This is a genomic window from Helicobacter sp. L8 (genome assembly GCF_003660355.1).
Taxonomy (GTDB): Bacteria; Campylobacterota; Campylobacteria; order Campylobacterales; family Helicobacteraceae; genus Helicobacter; species Helicobacter labacensis.
Map to the genome: position 1 here is coordinate 165,262 of NZ_QXQR01000002.1, position 18,025 is coordinate 183,286.

Sequence of the window (18,025 nt, forward strand, 5' to 3'; positions counted from 1 at the left end):
ATGTCTTTGACATTACGCTGGAAAATGATTTTAATTGTGCTAGGGTCTTTGTGCGCTTTAGCTTTGAGTCTCACGCTACTAAGTTACCACATCGAAAGACGGGCTTTCAAAAAGACCATGCGCAACTTCAACGCGAACGCCTTAGTCAAACGCGAATCGGGGATTAAATACAATGTCTTTTTAGCGGTCTTAGGTCTTGGCGAATATTTCGCGCACAATTCTAGACAGGACGCTTTGCGCATGAGCGCTACCTATTTTAAAAAAATCAACGCGGCTAAAGGGCGACTCTACATCATTGCTCTTGAAAAAGACGGCACACTGATCACCGATAGTATCCACCCAGAGTGGGTGGGTAAAAAGGTGCTAGACTTCAAAAACGCGCGGGGCGATTATTACTTTAAAGAGTTCATGCAACGCGCGTTAGGCGATCCTAAGGGCGGGTTTTACCGCTGCCACCTCAAACGCCCCGCCCCAGAGAGCAAGAGCGAGGACTGCGTGAGCTACGCTTATCACGATCCCACCAGCGATCTAATCGTGGTAGCGGTAAGCTATGTGAGCGCGATTTACAAGACAATGCAAAAGGCAGAAACAAGCGTCTACGCCCTAGCCAGCCGTAACTACTACACCTTGCTATGGGCGGCTTTATTCATCACTTTAGGGATCATCGCCATCGCCTTTGGGTGCAACCACTTTTGGATCGCTAGGCGTTTGAGCGCGCTTGTGGCGGTGGTGCAAAAATTTGCCGCCCAGCAAAAGGATTTAACCAGCCGTATTTACATTAAGGGGCGCGTGCAGGATGAAATTAGTTTGAGCGCGCGGTGTATCAATGAGTTTTTAGAGCATGTCTGCGCCTTTAACAATGAAATCAAGGATTACAGCGCGCAAAGCCATCAGTCTGCTCTAGCCCTAGAAAATGCCATGCATAACACCACGGACGCGATTTTGCAAACCACCCAAACCATCACCCAGATTCGCGATGAGGGGGTTAAACTGTCCTATGATCTAAGCGGGGTGAATAGCAATGTAGAGAGCATGGTGGGTGAGTTGGGTAAGGCTTTGGATTTGTTGGAGCAAAATAAGGGGAGTGTGGTCATGCTATGCCAATCCATTGTAGAGGATGTCGCCAACGAAGCCGATTTGATCACCCAGATCGAATCGTTAAGCTCAAGCACCAATAACGCCAGACATATTTTAGAGAGTATTGACAACATCGCCAAACAAACCAATTTACTAGCCCTCAACGCGGCTATTGAGGCGGCTAGGGCGGGCGAACATGGGCGGGGCTTTGTCGTGGTGGCTGATGAAGTGAGCAATTTAGCCATGCGCACCCAACAAGCCCTAGTAGAGGTCAACGCCACCCTAACGAGCATTGTGCAAAATGTCAAGGGGGTGAGCGAGCAGATGCACCAACAAGCCGCGCGCATTGAGAAAGCGAATGCCTTGAGTACCTCCGTGCAAAAGACTTCTACCAAGACTACAGAGTATTTAGAACAGCTCATCGAGCGCATTAAGGGGGTGAATCTCGTCTTTATCAACTTGGGGCAAAACACCCAAGACATCATCAATAAGGTGATCTCTGTGCAGGGTTCTGCCAGCCACACCTTGAAAAACGCCCAACGCATGCAGACGATCATGCAAGAATCCAAAGACATTGTAGAGCAGATCACCCACAAGACTAAGGACTATAAAACCACCTAAGCTTTTAAACCCCACAGCCCCACCCATTAGCCAGCGATAAATAATATTTTCATATATTGAATAATAATTTCCTGATGAAGGAAAAACATGGCGTTGAATTTGCGTTGGAAGATCACTTTGATCATTTGGGGTTCCTTGTGCGTATTGGGTCTTACCCTCACTCTTTTGAGCCACTCTATGGAAAAACAGAGTTTCAAAAAAGCTATCGAAGCCTTTGAGACCAACGCTTTACGCAAGCGCGAAAAGGTGATCCAGCATGATGTTTTCTTGGTTGTCTCAGGGGTTAAGGAGTATTTCACCCAACACCCCAAAGAAGTCGCCTTGCAAATGACCATCGACTATTTCAAAGCGATCAACCACGCCAAGGGGCGCATCTATGTGTTGGTTTTGAATAAAGAGGGGGTTTTGCTCACCGATCACATCCACCCCAATTTAATCGGGCAAAATGTCTTGGGCGCGCAAGATGAGTGCGGGCATTACTACTTCAAGGAATATATCCAAGCTGCCCTAAACAACCCCAAAGGGGGGTTTTATCGCTGCCACTCCAAGAGCGCGGATTTTAAGAATACGGGGAGGGCGGATTCTAAAGATTTAGGGGGCTATGTGAGTTATGCCTACTACGATCCAGTAAGCCAGTTGATCTTTGTAGCCATGAGCTATGTCAATAATATTTATGAGACAATGGAAAAGGCAGAACAACACGCCTACTATGTCGCCGATGCTAATTTCTCTACTTTGTTGTGGATCGCGTTGTTTAGCACTTTGGGCATTATCGCGCTTACCTTTGTGCTCAACCATGTGTGGATCACGCGGCGTTTGGGCGCGTTGGTGGCGGTGGTGCAAAATTTTGCTACCAGTAAAAAGGATCTCACAAGCCGCATTGAGATTAGCGGGCGCGCTCAAGATGAAATTAGCTTGAGCGCTAATTGCATCAACACCTTTTTAGAGCATGTGTGTGCGTTCAATAACGAGATCAAGGACTGCTCCAAACAGAGTCAAAGCTCCGCCTTGCAGCTAGAAAATGCCATGGATCACACCACGGGCATGGTGCAACAAACCGCCCACACCATCACCCAGATTAAAGATGAAGGGGTGAATCTCTCCCACAATCTAGCGCAAGTAACTTCAGGGGTGGAAAATATGGCTGCTGAACTCAGCCAAGCTCTATCCTTGTTAGAAAAGCGCAAGAAAAATGTGAATATCTTGCACCAAACTATTTTGGACAATGTCGCCAACGAAAAGGGGTTGATTAGCCAAATGGAGACACTCACCCAAAGCGCTAATGCCGCCCAAAGCATTTTAGAAACCATCAACGACATCGCCAAACAAACCAATTTATTAGCCCTCAATGCCGCTATTGAAGCCGCGCGCGCGGGTGAACGCGGACGGGGCTTTGCGGTGGTGGCTGATGAAGTGAGCAACTTAGCTGCGTGCACCCAACAAGCCCTAAGCGAAGTCAACGCCACGATTTCCTCCATTGTGCAGAATGTGGAGGCGGTGCGCGAGAAAATGCATGAGCAAACCGCGCGCATTGAAGAATCTAGCGTGTTGAGTGCGAATGTGCAAGAGGGTTCTATTAAAGCCATAGAGTATTTAGAAAAACTCATCGAGCGCATTAAGGACGCGAATTTAGTCTTCATCCATCTAGGGCAGAACACTCAAGACATCATTAACAAGGTGATCTCTGTGCAGGGTTGTGCGAACGAGACTCTGAAAAACGCGCACAGCATGCAAGAGATCATGCGCGCTTCTAAGGCATTAGTCGAACAGATCGCCCAAAAGACAGACGATTATAAGACGACTTGAGCGTTACGCTAGGGTGGAGTGAGAAAAGGCGAACTGGCGCGCGTGGGGGCTAGCTAACCCAATTTGCCCTATCTTTGTCTGCCAAAGCCCAACCGCCCCAAAAACCCTTAAAGCTGCATTCCTCTACATTAGGTGGACTCTATGGGAGTGGAATCTAAGAGTGGATCTATTGCCTGCACATCACGCATGCGCAGAGCGTCTCAATTTAAAGCGATGTGGGTCCATGGCATGCAGGGGCGTGCGCGGGAAGTGAAAGGGCGGTTAGAGTTTGCCTTTTTGTATTATAATGCCCTTTTAGACTAAAAGGAGTTTTCATGGATCGCGCGTTTTTGGGTTTAGATGCGGTGCACGCCCTTTTGCACCGCCGTTTTTCTTCTAAGAGATTTGATCCTAGTTACCACCTCCCCAAAGAGCTACTAGAAACAATCTTAGAGGCAGGTAGGCTAGCCCCTAGTTCTTACAATACCCAACCTTGGGAGTTTTTGATCTTGCAGGGTGCGCGCAAAAACCAACTCTTGCCCCATGTCTATTACAACGACCAGATGGTGCATGACGCTAGCGCGCTGGTGGTAGTGGGCTATATGCACTCTAGCGCGATCAACGCGGGGTATTTGGGTGGGTTTTGCAAGCCTGAGTATCGCGATCGCGTGGTGAATGGGGTGGCTTCTTTGTTTAAAGAACGCTTGCGAGGCGATGGGGCGTTAATTGATGCCTATCTTAAAGAACAATGTTATATCGCTGTGGGGCAGATGTGCTTGAGTGCGGCACTGTTGGGCGTGGACACATGCATCATTGGGGGATTTGACCCAGTGGGGGTGAGCCAAGTCTTGCGCGCACATTGCAACCCGCCCAAGATCGCCTGCTTGATTGCCATGGGCAAAACCACCATGCCAATCACGCGTAAAGCCCGCAAGCCTAAAGAGAGCGCGATCAAGTGGCTATAAGGTGTGGCTGGCTTTTGGGGGGATTGTTACTCTTAACAGGCTGTTCGGATCACAAGTCTAAAGAGCAAAACCAAACTCCCCAAGAGAATAAAACCTCCACCCCCAATCTCCCTAAGGCATGGGAGTTTTGTGATCAAAAATCACAGAGCATGCGTTTTGAGCGCACCCCAGAAGGGCTAAAAATCCAGCCCGCGCCCAATGCGCCCGTGTTATTGGCGTTTTTGAGTTTAGAACCTAAATTCGTGCCCTATAGTGCTTTGCTCAACCACTTAGCTGGCATGTTCAAGGGGGTGCGTTTTGTGGGGGTGCTAGATAGGGCTTATGCGCCTGAGCAAATCCAACACTATGTCAAGGCTTATGCCCCTCAATTCACTCTGCTCAATCCCATTGATGATCCCTCTAGTTTGAAGCTGTTTTTGCAAACTAACACATGGAATTTGCCCTATTTTTTGCTTTACAACCAAGAGGGCGTGTTGCAACAGAGTTACCGCGGGGCGATTGTAGAAGAGATGTTGAGCAAAGATATTCAAGACTTACTACAAAGGTGAGTGGTGTTTAATTTTTTCAAAAAGACTATAGAAAATGTCGCTTCTTTGCTGAAAAACAAGAGTGTGGTCTTTAATAAGGAAGAACTAGAGGAGATTTTGATCGCCTTTGATGTGCAATACGACTTGGTGGAGAGTTTACTAGAACACCTGCCCACCCAGATCAAGCGCAACCATTTAGAAGTCGCTTTGGTGCGTTTCTTACGCAAAGAGAGCTATTATGACAAGGTTACCCTAAAGAATATAGACACTAAGCCCCTTGTGGAGTTGATCGTAGGGGTCAATGGCGCGGGTAAAACCACCACAATCGCCAAACTCGCCCAGCAGTACCTACAACAAAAACAAAGCGTGATCTTAGGCGCGGGAGACACCTTTAGAGCGGCAGCCACTAAACAGTTACAATTATGGGGACAAAGATTGGGTTTAGAAGTGATTAGCGCGGCTTCTAGTAGCGATCCTAGCGCGCTAGCTTACAACACGATTCAAGCTGGAATCGCGCGCGGGGTGGATCGCATTCTCATTGACACGGCAGGACGGCTACACAACCAAACTAATTTGAAGAACGAATTGGTAAAAATTAGCAAGGTTTGCACCAAAGCCCTCAATGGCGCGCCCTATTATAAATTCTTGATCCTAGATGGCACGCAAGGGAGTGCAGCCCTAGAACAGACTAGAGTTTTCCATGAGAGTTTGCAATTAGATGGCGTGATCGTAACTAAATTGGATGGCACGAGCAAGGGGGGGTGTATTTTGAGTATTCTCTACGAATTGCAATTACCCATTATCTATTTGGGTTTGGGCGAGAAAGCCACGGATTTGATTCCCTTTGAGGAACAGGCGTATGTGAAAAACTTGTTAGATGCGATCTATGGCTAAACGCGCGCGTGTCTTTGAGTGCCAACATTGTGGCTTTTCTAGCCCCAAGTGGCTAGGTAAGTGCGCTAATTGCCAAAGCTGGGAGAGTTTTATAGAGATCAGCCCAGCCATACAGCTTAGCAAAGAGATCCCTAGGATACCCCAAAACGCCCTAGTGCCCATCACCCAAGTAGCCCATGAAAATATCAGTTATTTTAGCTCCACACAAAGAGAATTAGACATCGTGTTGGGGGGGGGGTTGTGCCCGGGGGGTTGTATTTGGTGGGGGGGAGTCCGGGGGTGGGGAAATCTACCTTGTTGTTAAAAGTGGCCGGAGGATTAGCAGGGCAGGGCAAAAGGGTGCTGTATGTGAGTGGGGAAGAGAGCGCGGGGCAGATTTATTTGCGCGCGGTGCGCTTGGATTGTTTGCGCGAACAATTATTTTTGCTCAATAGCATTGATTTAGAGCAGATTAAAGCCCATTTGGGTGATCAAAGCTATAGTTTGTGCGTCATTGATTCGATCCAAACCCTTTATTCTAACCAGATTGGGGCAGCCCCGGGGTCCATCTCACAGGTGCGCGAAAGCACCTTTGAGCTCATGCGCCTAGCCAAAGCTAGACAGATCGCCATTTTCATCATCGGGCATATCACTAAAGAGGGTTCTATTGCAGGTCCTAGAGTGCTAGAACACATGGTCGATAGCGTGCTTTACTTTGAGGGCGATCCCAGTAAAGAATTGCGCATTTTGCGTAGTTTTAAAAACCGCTTTGGAGCCACCAGTGAGGTGGGAATCTTCCAGATGCGCCCTGAGGGTTTGATTAGCGCTAAAGAAGCCTCTAAACTCTTTTTCTCCCAACAAGAGAGTTTGGCAGGGAGCGCTCTTAGTGTGGTCTTAGAGGGGTCTAGGGCGTTGATCTTGGAGATTCAAGCCTTAGTGTGTGAAAGCAATTTGCATAATCCCAAACGCCTAGCCACTAGCTTTGATACCAACCGCTTGCACATGCTCTTAGCCTTGCTAGAAAAAAAGCTAGAGATCCCTTTAAACCGCTACGATGTCTTCATCAATGTTTCCGGAGGGATTAAAATCAGCGAAACTAGCGCGGATTTAGCTGTGATCGCTAGCATTCTCTCTAGTCTAAGAGAACGCCCCATTAGCAATAAAACCGCCTTCATCGGGGAAGTGAGTTTAACAGGTTGTGTGCAAGAAGTGCCAGACATCAATATGCGTATCAAGGAAATGGAAAATTACGGCTTTTTGAAAGCCATTGTGCCCAAAAAACCCACCTTATCCACCCCCATCATTTGCTACGAAGCCACAGAAGTGTCTAAGATCTTAGAGTGGATGTAGTGCGTGTTAAACCTTTTATGTTAGCATGGTCTTTTAATATGATTTTTAAGGAGAACGCGTGCAAGAAAAAACCTCTACACGGACCCAATCCCTCCAAAATAACCCCAACTTGAGTCAAAAAGATGTGCGGGTGGTGGAAAGGATTTTAAGCAAGAACGATCTAAAAGCCCTAGAAATGAAAAAACGCTACCAAGCCGATGGGCTGTATGTCCTCAATTTCATGAGCTCTCCGGGCAGTGGTAAAACCACACTTTTAGAAAATTTGGCTAATTTTGAGGATTTTAGATTCTGTGTCATTGAGGGGGATTTGCAGACTAACCGCGATGCGGACAGATTGTTAAAAAAGGGGGTGTCAGCCCAGCAGATCACCACGGGGGAAGCCTGCCACTTGGAGGCAGCTATGATTGAGGGGGCTTATGACATTTTGCAAGAACAAGGCGTGCTTAAAGCCAGCGATTACCTTGTCATTGAAAATGTGGGCAATTTGGTGTGCCCCTCTAGTTATAATTTGGGCGCGGCGATGAATATTGTCATGCTATCCACCCCAGAGGGCGATGATAAAGTGCTCAAATACCCTACCATGTTCTTGTGTGCGGACGCAGTGGTGGTGAGCAAGGCGGATTTAATGGAGGTCTTTAACTTCCGCCTAGCGCAGGTGCAAGAGGACATGGAGAAACTCAAACCCGGCACACCCATTTTCACCCTTAGCAATAAGGACATGGAGAGCTTACGCGCCTTTAAAGATTTCTTAGTGGCAAATAGGGCGTGCAATTACCAATCCGCCCATGTATTTTAAGGGTATCTTTTGTGTCTAGCCATTCCCTCTAAAGTGATCGCCATCAAGGGCAACATGGCATTGCTAGAAACCATGGGCGTGCAAAGAGAGGCGAGCTTGGATTTGATGAACGAAGAGGTGCAGGTGGGGGATTTCGTGCTCTTGCATGTGGGCTTTGTGATGGGCAAAATTGACAAACAAGACGCTTTAGAGTCCCTAAAACTTTACGCCCAGATGATTGAAGGCGTAGATGATTGAAGGCTTTAGACAAAAAGAGGCAATTCTTGGGCTTGCCAAACAAATCAACGCCTTAATCTCTAAACTCCCTACTTCAATTCTCCCCTTGTCCATCATGGAGGTGTGCGGGGGGCACACCCACGCGCTCATGCGCTATGGTCTGCTCCATTTGCTAGATTCGCGCCTGCGTTTTGTGCATGGTCCGGGTTGTCCGGTGTGTGTGATGCCCAAATTGCGCATCGATCACGCGCTAGCTTTGGCGCGCATGCCAGATGCCATCTTGCTTGCTCTAGCAGACATGCTAAGAGTGCCTGGGAGCGATGGGACTTTGCAGGATTTGCGTGCGCAAGGTAGAGCCGTGCGTTTTGTCTATAGCCCCTTGCAAGCCCTTGAGATCGCTAGAGCCAACCCCCATAAACAAGTGATCTACTTTGCCATTGGTTTTGAAACCACCACGCCCATGAGCGCAAGCTTGATCCTACGGGCTAGAGAAGAGAAACTGTCCAATCTCTTTTTACACATCAACCATGTGCTAGTGCCCCCCAGCGTGCGCGCCGTATTGCACGATTCTCATATCCGCGCCCTCATCGCGCCCGCGCATGTGAGTGTGATCACCGGGGCGCGCATTTACCAACCCTTGGTGCAAGAGTTTAAAATCCCTATTGTGGTTGCCGGGTTTGAACCTGCAGATATGTTGGAGGGCATTTGGCGCATACTCCAGCAAGTGCAACGACAAGAAGCGCGCCTAGAAATCCAATACACGCGCGCAGTGAGTATGCAGGGCAATCTCAAAGCCCAAGCCTTAATTGAAAAAACCATGCAAGTGCGCTCTAGCTTTGAGTGGCGTGGGCTAGGAGAGATCGCCCACTCTGGGCTACAAATACGCCCACAATACCAAGATTTAGACGCAGAAGTGGTCTTTGCTAAATATTTGCCCCAGCATGCCAGCCAAGACGCTAAGGCTTGTTTATGCGGTGAGATTTTAAAAGGGGTAGCCAAACCTTTAGATTGCACGCTTTTTAATACAGTCTGCACACCTACCCGCCCCATAGGCGCGTGCATGGTTAGCTCTGAGGGCGCATGCGCGGCTTATTATCGCTATTTTCTTGACAAGCAATTTAAAATGGAGTATAATTAGCGTTTTGTTGGGGTATCGCCAAGTGGTAAGGCAGCAGGTTTTGGTCCTGCCATTCCGAGGTTCGAATCCTTGTACCCCAGCCACGACGCGGGGTAGAGCAGTCCGGTAGCTCGTTGGGCTCATAACCCAAAGGTCGGTGGTTCAAATCCATCTCCCGCAACCAAGTAACCCATGGAACGATCCTTATCTTTTGAGAATCCAAAACCCTTTAGCGCGTTGATGTCGCATTGGCTCTACGGGCATGGGGGTTATTACACGCGCGCACGCGTGGGAAGAGGGGGGGATTTCTACACAGCCGTGAGCGCGAGCGCGTTCTTTGGGGGAACTTTAGCTTTTTATCTGCTAGATTTGCTAGAAAAGGGGCAACTCACCCTCCCCTTGAGTGTTGTGGAGATCGGCGCGCACGGGGGGCAACTCTTGGGTGATGTGCTCTCTTTTTTGCGCGCCTTATCTAGCGGGGTGTTAGAGCAGGTGCGCTGGATCACTCTAGAGCCTTTAGCGCATTTGCGCGCCTTACAACAAGCCTATTTAGCCCAAAGGGGGATCACGCTCCAATGTATCTCCCGCCCCCTAGAACTCCCTACAGACACAAATTTGTTTGTCTACTGCAATGAGCTATGGGACAGTTTCCCCTGTGAGGTCGTGCAGGGGGGAAAAATGCTTTACATTGCTAGAGATTTTACTCCCCTGTGGCGCGATACCTCTTTGCTAGAAGGTTGTGCACCCCTATGGCAAGAGTATACCAAGGATCTAACCCAAGCCCTAAAGCGCGCGCCTAAATGGATTCTTGTGAGTTTTGACTACGGGCAATATGGCAAACTAGACAGGGTCGATCTGAGGGCTTATTGGCAACATAGAGTCTTGGATTTCACAGACATTTTAGAGCATTTAGCCACGCTTTACCAGCGCACGGACTTGACTTACGATGTGGATTTCAAACACCTAGAATGCTTATTGTCCCAACAAGGGGCGTGTTCTCTTTTTTATGGCACCCAAGCTAAAGCGTTGGTTAACATGGGTTTGCTCCAACTGCTTGAACTCTTTAAAACACACATGCCCTTTAATATTTATCAAAGAGAGGCACTTAAAGCGCGTGCGCTTGTCGATCCTAGTGCCTTTGGAGAGCGTTTTAAAGCGCTTATAGTGGCTAGTTTTGCGCCCGGATAATGCGCTATTGCTTTTCTATGCTATAATATGAGGTGTAACGCCGGTGTTACAAAAATCTTTAACATAAGGATAAGAGGTGGAAACACGAGTCATCTTAGATCACATGAATAAGCACCATGTCAGGGATATGGAAGCTTTGCTGGCAAGGTATGGGCATATTGAAGGGGCGCGCAATGTCTCTTTGAAAAACGCGACTTTAGAGGGCATTGAGATCGCCTATATTTTAGAGGGAATAGAAGAAGTGTTACACATCGCTTTCCCCATTAGTGTAGAGAGCACAGAGGGCATTAGGGGCGCGATCATCGCTCTATGCACCTCTATTAGCCCCAGAGAGAGGGAATACCCACAAGCGCGCGATCGCCGCATTGAAGCGGAGAGTTTTTCTAGGGAGGCTATCCCACAAGCGATGTTCCCTATGGTGGGTGGTTACCCTATGGGGGGCGTGCATCCAAGCATGGTGATGGGCATGTGTATCCCACAAGTGGGTCATGTGTATCCTAACATGGCACAACCCATGTTCATGGGAGGTTGCCCTACAATGGTGTGGGGACAGCCAGGCATGGTGTGCGTGCCACAAGGGTTTATGCCCCCCGTGGTGGGTGTTCCCTCTGTGGACAATTTTGTGCGCGAAAGGCGCGTAGGGCAAGACCTAGAATGCAGGGATATACCCGGTGGTGAATCCCGAGGGCGTGATCGCAGATCAGTGCGCAGATAGCCCGCATTCCCCCCTTTGGGGGGGCTTTATCTCAACTTAACAGAGGGGGTTTCATGTCAGTTTATTGTGTTTGGCGTGTGTGATGCTTGAGAGCGCAGAGATGTTTATCTTAGGCGCGGTGGGTTTTCTCACCGGAGTTACGGCCGGCTTCTTTGGCATTGGAGGGGGTGAGATCGTAGTGCCCGCCGTGATTTTTGCCGGTTTTAGCTACAGCCATGCCGTGGGGATCTCCCTAGCCCAAATGCTATTTTCCTCCCTAGTGGGCTCTATTATCAATTATAAAAAGGGTTTATTGGATTTAAAAGAGGGTGTTTTTGCCGCCCTAGGAGGGCTAATAGGGGCACTTGTGGGGAGTGTTTTACTCAAATTCCTAGACGATCGCATTTTGATGGGGGTATTTGTGTTGGTGGTGTGTTACACCTTTATTAAATACGCCTTTGGGCACAAACACCAAGCCCACAAACACTACCAAAACGCCCACTTTTACATGCACGCCCAAAAAACCCCCCCCAATATCCCCTCTGCGCGCTGGCATTTGGATAAAACCCACGCCATTTTGATCTTGGCCGGATTGATCACGGGTATTTTTTCTATTCCGCTTGGCATGGGTGGGGGGATTTTAATGGTGCCCTTTTTGGGCTTTTTTCTCAAATACAGCACCCAAAAGATCGTGCCACTAGGGCTATTCTTTGTGATATTCTCTTCTTTATCCGGGGTGATCGCCTTATACCACTCTGGGGTGCTAGATGACAGGGCTTTGCAAGCGGGTTCTATCACAGGACTAGGCGCGCTCTTAGGGGTGGGTTTGGGGATTAAACTCATCTTGTTGGCTAATGAACGCATCCATAAGACGCTTTTACTTGGCATTTACGCCTTGAGTATTCTAGCCACGCTTTATAAGCTGATCCAATCTCTAATCTAATGCGCATTTTCATCATCCACCTTAGCCAAGCCACCTGCGCCAAGCATGGTTTGCACGAGCGCGACATTAACCCGCTTTTAGACGCGTTACGCACCCAAAAACAGCACAAGATAGAGGTTTTTGAAGCGATTTACGCTAAGAGCAAGGGAGGCTTACATCCCCTAGTGCGCGCCCACGCACAGAGTTATTTTATCAATCCTCATGTAGGGCTTAAGAGGAATTGCCAGACATGGCTAGAGGCGTGTTACTACGCGATCAAATTCAGGGGGAAGATGATGAGCTTGGGGGAGCTTGGTTGTTATGCGAGCCACTACACGCTCTGGCAACACTGCGTGGCTCTGCAAGAGCCTATTTGCGTGCTTGAAGACGACATTATCTTAAAACCCCACTTCTTTGAGGGTTTGGACTATCTGCAAACACATCTGGAGGCTTTAGGTTGGGTGCGCTTGATGCATTTATTTGCTTACCCCAAAACCCCCACAGTGCTCCCTAGAGTGCAAGAAATCCAAGAGAACACATGCGGGAGTGGCGCGCAGGGCTATTGCATCACCCCCCAAGTCGCTTCTACCTTTTTAAAGGTGAGTGAAAATAAATGGGTGATGCCTGTAGATTGGGTAATGGAGAATCCCTATCTGCACGGTATCAAAAATTTTGTGATCGAGCCTTTTATCATCGCTGAAGAACAGCGCTTGAGCGCACAAAGCCATGTGGGTAGAGAGGAACACAAATGCGCGCGTTCTTTAGCATGGCTTAGGGAGTTAAACCGCCTCTATGTCAGATTCCACTAACCACCCCAAGCTCCAAGAGGCTTTATTAAAGTGGTATGCCAAGCATGGGCGCAAGGACATGCCCATCCGCCATTTAAGCGGTCCTAATGCCCCCTATCAAATCTATGTTTCAGAGATCATGTCCCAGCAGACGCAAATTAGCGTGGTGTTAGAGAAATATTTACCCCCCTTTTTGCAGGCTTTCCCCACTTTGGGCGATCTAGCCAGCGCGCCTTTGGATCGCGTGTTACGCCTATGGCAGGGTTTGGGCTATTACACAAGGGCTAGAAATCTCCACAAAAGCGCGCAAATTTGTTGCGATAAATATGGCGCTCAATTACCCCAAGATTACGCCGCCTTGCGCGCCCTGCCCGGGGTGGGGGCTTATAGCGCGCATGCGATTTTGTGTTTTGGGTTTAGATGGGCGGTGGGGGTAGTGGACGCGAATGTGGCTAGGGTGTTGTTGCGCCTATTTGGGATTGCTCCCAAAACGCCCAAATTGAGTTCAATCCTGCAAGAACACGCTAATGCCTTTGTGAATTTAGCTAACCCCTTTGATCACAACCAAGCCTTGATAGACTTGGGCGCGCTTGTTTGCACCAAAACCCCTAAATGCCATCTTTGCCCCTTGAGCATTGCCTGTCAGGGTAAAAACGCGCCAGAACGCTTTAGTCTTAACAAGAAAACCCCCAGCATTCCTTTGACATTGCACTACGGGCTATGCGTGCAAAACACGGGGCTTTACATGTGCTATAGCACCCAAGGGCTCTATGCCTATCTCTACCAATTCCCACTTCTAAACCATCAAGAGTTGGTAACTTTGCCCTTGTTGGGGAGCGTCCAACATAGCTACACCAAATACCGCGTGCAAGCTTTGCTCTACCAAGCCCAGTTACAAGATTTACAACCCGAAGGCTTGGTATTGCTAAATCTCAACACCTTAGATGCCTGCCCTACTAGCGCGCTTGGGGCTAAGTTATGGGCGGTGTGCCAAAGGTATTTGAAAGTTTAAATTTTAAAGAGTTTGCTATACTTTTAAGCGGAGAGCGAGCATGGCTGGTGCGTGCCTTGGGCTTCAAACCCAAAGAGCGTTTAGGTGTCCTAAGCGTTGCAAAGTTCGATTCTTTGGCTCTCTTGCCACTTGTGAAAGGCTAATATGCAAGAGATTTTTCTATGTTCTATTTCTAATGTGAGTAGCGGGGATTGTAGTGAGGATTGCGCTTATTGCACCCAAAGCGCGCACCACCAAGGCCAGATCAAACGCTACAAATACAAGAAGACAGAAACGGTGGTTTTAGAAGCCAAGCATTGGCACTCTTTTGGAGCGTTGGGCTTTTGTTTGGTAACCTCGGGGCGGGGGTTGGATAGCAAGAAATGCGATTATATCGCCACGCTGGCGCGTGCCATCAAGCAAGAGGAGCCCGATTTGCACCTGATTGCATGTTGTGGCAGGGCTGATAAAGAGTCGTTGCGCTTTTTAAAGGACAATGGTATTGACAGCTATAACCACAACTTAGAGAGCGCGCAAAGCTTTTTCCCTAAAATCTGTTCTACCCACCCTTGGCAAGAACGCTTTGAAACTTGTGAACATGTTTTGGAAGTGGGTTTGGGGCTATGCAGTGGGGGAATCTTTGGTTTGGGCGAGAGCTACGCAGAGCGCATTGAGATGTTGCGCGCCCTGCAAAGCTTAACCCCAGCCACTACGCCCATTAACTTCTTCATCCCTAACCCGGCTTTGCCCATACAGCAAGAAATCCTAGACCCTCAAGAAGCCCTAGAATGTTTAGTCCTAGCTAAAGAATTTTTGCCCAAGACGCGTTTGATGATCGCTGGGGGCAGAGAAGTCGTTTTTAAGGATCGCCAAAGGGAGATCTTTGATTGCGGGGTGGATGCGATCGTGCTGGGGGATTATCTCACCACCAAAGGGCACACCCCAGCCAAAGATTTAGACATGCTTAAAAGTTACGGACTAAGCATCGCCACAACCTGCCATTGATGTGGAAGAGGTGGCGCGCTGTGTTGGCGCGCGTGGGGGCGATGGCGTTGGGGGTGTTTTATGCATGTTCGTATTTATTGAGCCCCAAACTCAAGGGGCGTTTAGATGAGATGGCGCAAATTTTCTATTACGCCTCTTCGCTGAGTTTTTATACCATTTTGTCCCTATCGCCCATCTTGCTCTTTATCGCGCTGATCTTTGTCGCCCCCTTTTCTAAGGCTTTTGAGTTTGAAACTTTCTTCTTCCCTAATAGCCCGGATTTTATCCAAGTTACCCAATTTTTTTTAAAATCCTTCGCGCGTAGCGATCGCGCGTTGGGTGTGGTAGAGATTAGCTTCATCGCGCTGGCGTTTTTCCTATTCTGCGAAAACTACCGCTACATCGCTTCCCAAATCCTCAACGCTGCCCCTAGAGATTATCTCAACTTCAGGGGAAAAAAATTTTTTGTGTTCTGGGGCTTTGGAACAGGGGTGGTGTTCTTGGTGGTCTTGCCCATTATTATCTTTATCAATGTCAAAATGCGCCTTGTGGTTGAAAACACATGGGTGCTGGCTTTTTTGCGCTGGCTTAGCGCGTATCTCTTTTTTTTGCTCTTATTCCTCCTGCCCACCAATAAAGTATTTAGGCGCAAACGCCATCCCCTGCTTTGGAGTCTCATCACCAGTGTGTGTTGGTCTGTGATGAAATGGGGTTTTGTTTACTATATCCTTTACAACCGCACCTACCACGAACTCTATGGTTCGATCTCCATTTTGTGGTTTTTGATGTCTTATATTTATATATCTTGGCTACTCTTACTCTTCGGGCTTTACGCCTGCGAAGTGTGCGAGCAAGAGAGTTAGGTGCTTTGTTTTGCTAATATTCTAATAAAGGAGTTTTCATGATCAAGGGTTTTGCGATGTTGGGGATTGGCAAGGTGGGCATTATTGAAAAGGAACACCTAGAAGAGGTGGTGCCTGAGCGTAAAAAGCTCGAGTGCGGTCCCTTGGATGCGTTGGTGCGCCCCTTAGCGGTTGCGCCCTGCACTTCTGATCTGCACACCTGTTATGAGGGGGGGATTGGGGAGCGCTCTTGCATGTTTTTAGGGCATGAGGGTGTGGGAGAAGTCCTACAAGTGGGGCATTTAGTCAAGGATTTCAAAGAGGGCGATAAGGTGATTATCCCGGCTATCACGCCTAATTGGAGCTCTTTGGGCGCGCAAAGAGGGTATGCTATGCATGAGAGTGGCGCGCTCACGGGCTGGAAATTTTCCAATTTCAAAGATGGGGTATTTGCCCAACAAGTCCACATCAACGATGCCGATGGGAATTTAGGGCACTTGCCTGAAGGCGTGGATTTGCGCGATGCGGTGATGTTGAGCGATATGATCACCACAGGTTTTCATTGCGCCGAGCAAGCCCAGATTAAACCCGGGGATAGGGTGGGGGTTGTGGGCTTGGGACCTGTGGGCTTAATGGCACTGGCGGGGGCAAATTTGATGGGCGCAAGCGAGATTTACGCCATAGATTGTATCCCCTTCCGCTACGAAGTGGCACACCAACACTACGGGGCAACCCATTATATAGATTTTAAAAAAGCCCCCCTACAAGAGCAGATTTTAGAGCTCACCAAAGGAGCAGGTGCTGATAAAATACTCATCGCTGGAGGGGGGACAGATATTTTAAGCGATGCGTGCGCTTGTTTGGCTAATGGGGGCGTGGTTTCCAATGTCAATTACTTTGGGAGTGGGGATTATTTGCGCATCGCGCGCTTGGCTTGGAATGTGGGGATGGGGCATAAGACGATCAAGGGTGGGCTCACCCCGGGGGGGCGCTACCGCATGGAAAAACTTGCCCGCTTATTGCAAACTAAAAAACTCAATGTCAAGCCCATCATCACCCACCACCTAGAGGGGCAATTTGAAGAGATCGCCCAAGCCCTAGCGTGGATGAAGGACAAACCGGCTAATTTCATCAAACCAGTTGTTACGATCAAGTGGTGATGCGCCTTGTTGTGCTGGGGGCGGGCTATGCGTCTTTAGCCTTTTTGAAGTCTTTGAGCGCAACGGTGCGCTCTAATTGCCAGATCACCTTGATTGCAGAATCTCCCCTGCATTACTTTAGTGTGCTCTTGCATGAGGTGGCAGCGGGTGTGCAAGGGAATTACACGCTTGCTTTAAGCCAAATTCTCCCCTCTGGGGTGCGCTTTATTCAAGATCGTGTGTTAGAGATTCAAGAAAAAAGCGTGTTGGGCACACAGGGGAGCTATGCTTATGATTATTTGGTGGTGGGGTTGGGCTTTGCTAGCGAGAGTTTTGGGGTGGCTGGGGTGCAAGAACACGCCCACAGCCTAGTCAATTTTGCTAACGCGCAAGCCAGCCACCAAGCCTTACTCCAAGCCATCCAAACTTTTAAGCAGGCACGCCCCTTTAGTGTGGTGGTGTGCGGGGGAGGGTTTAGCGGGATTGAACTTGTGGGGGCTCTAAGCGACACCTTAGAACGGCTATGCGCCCCTAAAGCCTATAGCCTCACTTGCATAGAAGCCATGCCCACTATTTTGCCGATGTTTACCCCCCAACTAGCCCAAAAAGGGGTTGATTACCTGCAAAAAAGGGGGGTGCAATTACTCTTGGGGGGCAAATTTTAGCCTGCCACAGCGATCGCGTGTGCTTAGAACTTGGAGGGGTTGATCAAGAGATTTTAGCGGATTTTCTTTTTTGGACTTGCGGGGTGCGCGGGAGTGAGGTCATTGAAAAATCTGTATTGTTTAAAAGCGCGCGCGCTAGGGTGGAAGTCAATGCTTTTTTAGAACCCCTAGAGATGCCCGGGCAACAAATCTTTGTCTTGGGAGATTGCGCCGCGCTCAAAGACCCAGAGGGAAAATTCTACCCCCCCAGTGCCCAATTAGCCAGCCAAATGGGGCGTTATTTGGGTCAAGAATTTGACCAGATTAGCGCGCACAAACCCCCTACAAAGCCCTTTGTTTTTGCGCCCAAGGGGATCATCTGTTCTGTGGGCGCGCATTTTGCTATCGGGCATTTGGGGAAATGGCATGTGGCAGGAAAATGGGGGGTGTGGTTGAAAAAATATATTGATTGGAGATGGAAAAGGTATATAATAGCCTAGCGGTAA

Annotated in this window: 18 protein-coding genes, 3 tRNA genes and 1 pseudogene; all 22 read left to right on the plus strand. The window is 48.7% G+C overall.

The window, feature by feature from the left end; genetic code table 11:
• The 22 genes and pseudogenes from EAO37_RS01925 to EAO37_RS09800 all read left to right on the plus strand — a co-directional run bounded on the left by EAO37_RS01925 (nt 1) and on the right by EAO37_RS09800 (nt 18,019).
• A complete protein-coding gene (locus EAO37_RS01925; RefSeq protein ID WP_120951217.1) occupies nt 1-1,698 on the plus strand; it encodes a methyl-accepting chemotaxis protein in 1,698 nt (565 codons plus the stop codon).
• A gap of 87 nt (nt 1,699-1,785) precedes the next feature.
• A complete protein-coding gene (locus EAO37_RS01930) occupies nt 1,786-3,504 on the plus strand; it encodes a methyl-accepting chemotaxis protein (protein ID WP_120951219.1) in 1,719 nt (572 codons plus the stop codon).
• Between the two features lie 314 nt (nt 3,505-3,818).
• The gene (locus EAO37_RS01935; protein WP_120946081.1) at nt 3,819-4,448 is read left to right on the plus strand and encodes an NAD(P)H-dependent oxidoreductase; all 630 of its coding nucleotides are present in this window, start codon (nt 3,819-3,821) and stop codon (nt 4,446-4,448) included.
• Nucleotides 4,449-4,471: 23 nt separating this feature from the next.
• Nucleotides 4,472-4,996, plus strand: a complete 525-nt coding sequence (locus EAO37_RS01940) for a hypothetical protein (protein ID WP_235853116.1) — start codon at nt 4,472-4,474, stop codon at nt 4,994-4,996.
• A 3-nt stretch (nt 4,997-4,999) separates the two neighbouring features.
• On the plus strand, nt 5,000-5,869 hold the full coding sequence (ftsY, locus tag EAO37_RS01945; RefSeq protein ID WP_205589531.1) for a signal recognition particle-docking protein FtsY: 870 nt from the start codon (nt 5,000-5,002) through the stop codon (nt 5,867-5,869).
• Nucleotides 5,862-7,198: pseudogene (gene radA / locus EAO37_RS01950) on the plus strand (DNA repair protein RadA). Before ftsY ends, radA begins: the two are co-directional and overlap by 8 nt.
• A 58-nt stretch (nt 7,199-7,256) precedes the next feature.
• The gene (gene hypB, locus EAO37_RS01955) at nt 7,257-7,994 is read left to right on the plus strand and encodes a hydrogenase nickel incorporation protein HypB (protein WP_120951221.1); all 738 of its coding nucleotides are present in this window, start codon (nt 7,257-7,259) and stop codon (nt 7,992-7,994) included.
• Nucleotides 7,995-8,003: 9 nt separating this feature from the next.
• A complete protein-coding gene (locus tag EAO37_RS01960; RefSeq protein ID WP_120945510.1) occupies nt 8,004-8,231 on the plus strand; it encodes a HypC/HybG/HupF family hydrogenase formation chaperone in 228 nt (75 codons plus the stop codon).
• Nucleotides 8,224-9,348, plus strand: coding sequence for a hydrogenase formation protein HypD (gene hypD / locus EAO37_RS01965; protein ID WP_120951223.1), 1,125 nt, complete (start codon nt 8,224-8,226; stop codon nt 9,346-9,348). Before EAO37_RS01960 ends, hypD begins: the two co-directional genes overlap by 8 nt.
• Nucleotides 9,349-9,356: 8 nt before the next feature.
• Nucleotides 9,357-9,431 (plus strand) — tRNA-Gln (locus EAO37_RS01970).
• Nucleotides 9,432-9,434: 3 nt separating this feature from the next.
• Nucleotides 9,435-9,511, plus strand: a tRNA-Met gene (locus EAO37_RS01975).
• 8 nt (nt 9,512-9,519) lie between these two features.
• On the plus strand, nt 9,520-10,515 hold the full coding sequence (locus EAO37_RS01980; RefSeq protein WP_205589727.1) for an SAM-dependent methyltransferase: 996 nt from the start codon (nt 9,520-9,522) through the stop codon (nt 10,513-10,515).
• 76 nt (nt 10,516-10,591) lie between these two features.
• A complete protein-coding gene (locus tag EAO37_RS01985; protein WP_120945514.1) occupies nt 10,592-11,230 on the plus strand; it encodes a DUF2470 domain-containing protein in 639 nt (212 codons plus the stop codon).
• A gap of 100 nt (nt 11,231-11,330) precedes the next feature.
• Complete coding sequence (locus tag EAO37_RS01990) at nt 11,331-12,152, plus strand: sulfite exporter TauE/SafE family protein (protein ID WP_162982936.1); 822 nt, start codon at nt 11,331-11,333, stop codon at nt 12,150-12,152.
• On the plus strand, nt 12,152-12,940 hold the full coding sequence (locus tag EAO37_RS01995) for a glycosyltransferase family 25 protein (protein ID WP_120945516.1): 789 nt from the start codon (nt 12,152-12,154) through the stop codon (nt 12,938-12,940). The genes EAO37_RS01990 and EAO37_RS01995 overlap by 1 nt, the downstream gene beginning before the upstream one ends.
• On the plus strand, nt 12,924-13,931 hold the full coding sequence (locus EAO37_RS02000; protein WP_205589728.1) for an A/G-specific adenine glycosylase: 1,008 nt from the start codon (nt 12,924-12,926) through the stop codon (nt 13,929-13,931). Before EAO37_RS01995 ends, EAO37_RS02000 begins: the two co-directional genes overlap by 17 nt.
• 30 nt (nt 13,932-13,961) lie before the next feature.
• Nucleotides 13,962-14,059, plus strand: a tRNA-Sec gene (locus tag EAO37_RS09185).
• Between the two features lie 16 nt (nt 14,060-14,075).
• Nucleotides 14,076-14,915, plus strand: coding sequence for a biotin synthase (locus EAO37_RS02005; protein WP_120945518.1), 840 nt, complete (start codon nt 14,076-14,078; stop codon nt 14,913-14,915).
• A gap of 20 nt (nt 14,916-14,935) precedes the next feature.
• On the plus strand, nt 14,936-15,757 hold the full coding sequence (locus EAO37_RS02010) for a YihY family inner membrane protein (RefSeq protein WP_235853062.1): 822 nt from the start codon (nt 14,936-14,938) through the stop codon (nt 15,755-15,757).
• A 38-nt stretch (nt 15,758-15,795) separates the two neighbouring features.
• On the plus strand, nt 15,796-16,896 hold the full coding sequence (locus EAO37_RS02015; protein WP_120951225.1) for a zinc-binding dehydrogenase: 1,101 nt from the start codon (nt 15,796-15,798) through the stop codon (nt 16,894-16,896).
• The gene (locus EAO37_RS09795) at nt 16,896-17,540 is read left to right on the plus strand and encodes an FAD-dependent oxidoreductase (protein ID WP_276206402.1); all 645 of its coding nucleotides are present in this window, start codon (nt 16,896-16,898) and stop codon (nt 17,538-17,540) included. The genes EAO37_RS02015 and EAO37_RS09795 overlap by 1 nt, the downstream gene beginning before the upstream one ends.
• Before the next feature lie 17 nt (nt 17,541-17,557).
• Nucleotides 17,558-18,019 carry an FAD-dependent oxidoreductase gene (locus EAO37_RS09800; protein WP_276206403.1) on the plus strand — a complete coding sequence of 154 codons (462 nt, stop codon included), beginning with the start codon at nt 17,558-17,560 and terminating at the stop codon, nt 18,017-18,019.
• The last annotated feature ends 6 nt before the right edge of the window (nt 18,020-18,025 follow it).

Excerpts from the sequence above, each read along its gene's own strand:
- EAO37_RS01925 (WP_120951217.1), top strand. The coding sequence starts at position 1 with ATGTCTTTGACATTACGCTGGAAAATGATTTTAATTGTGCTAGGGTCT.
- EAO37_RS01930 (WP_120951219.1), top strand. The coding sequence starts at position 1,786 with ATGGCGTTGAATTTGCGTTGGAAGATCACTTTGATCATTTGGGGTTCC.
- EAO37_RS01935 (WP_120946081.1), top strand. The coding sequence starts at position 3,819 with ATGGATCGCGCGTTTTTGGGTTTAGATGCGGTGCACGCCCTTTTGCAC.
- hypD (WP_120951223.1), top strand. The coding sequence starts at position 8,224 with ATGATTGAAGGCTTTAGACAAAAAGAGGCAATTCTTGGGCTTGCCAAA.
- EAO37_RS01980 (WP_205589727.1), top strand. The coding sequence starts at position 9,520 with ATGGAACGATCCTTATCTTTTGAGAATCCAAAACCCTTTAGCGCGTTG.
- EAO37_RS01990 (WP_162982936.1), top strand. The coding sequence starts at position 11,331 with ATGTTTATCTTAGGCGCGGTGGGTTTTCTCACCGGAGTTACGGCCGGC.
- EAO37_RS01995 (WP_120945516.1), top strand. The coding sequence starts at position 12,152 with ATGCGCATTTTCATCATCCACCTTAGCCAAGCCACCTGCGCCAAGCAT.
- EAO37_RS02000 (WP_205589728.1), top strand. The coding sequence starts at position 12,924 with ATGTCAGATTCCACTAACCACCCCAAGCTCCAAGAGGCTTTATTAAAG.
- EAO37_RS02005 (WP_120945518.1), top strand. The coding sequence starts at position 14,076 with ATGCAAGAGATTTTTCTATGTTCTATTTCTAATGTGAGTAGCGGGGAT.
- EAO37_RS02015 (WP_120951225.1), top strand. The coding sequence starts at position 15,796 with ATGATCAAGGGTTTTGCGATGTTGGGGATTGGCAAGGTGGGCATTATT.
- EAO37_RS09795 (WP_276206402.1), top strand. The coding sequence starts at position 16,896 with ATGCGCCTTGTTGTGCTGGGGGCGGGCTATGCGTCTTTAGCCTTTTTG.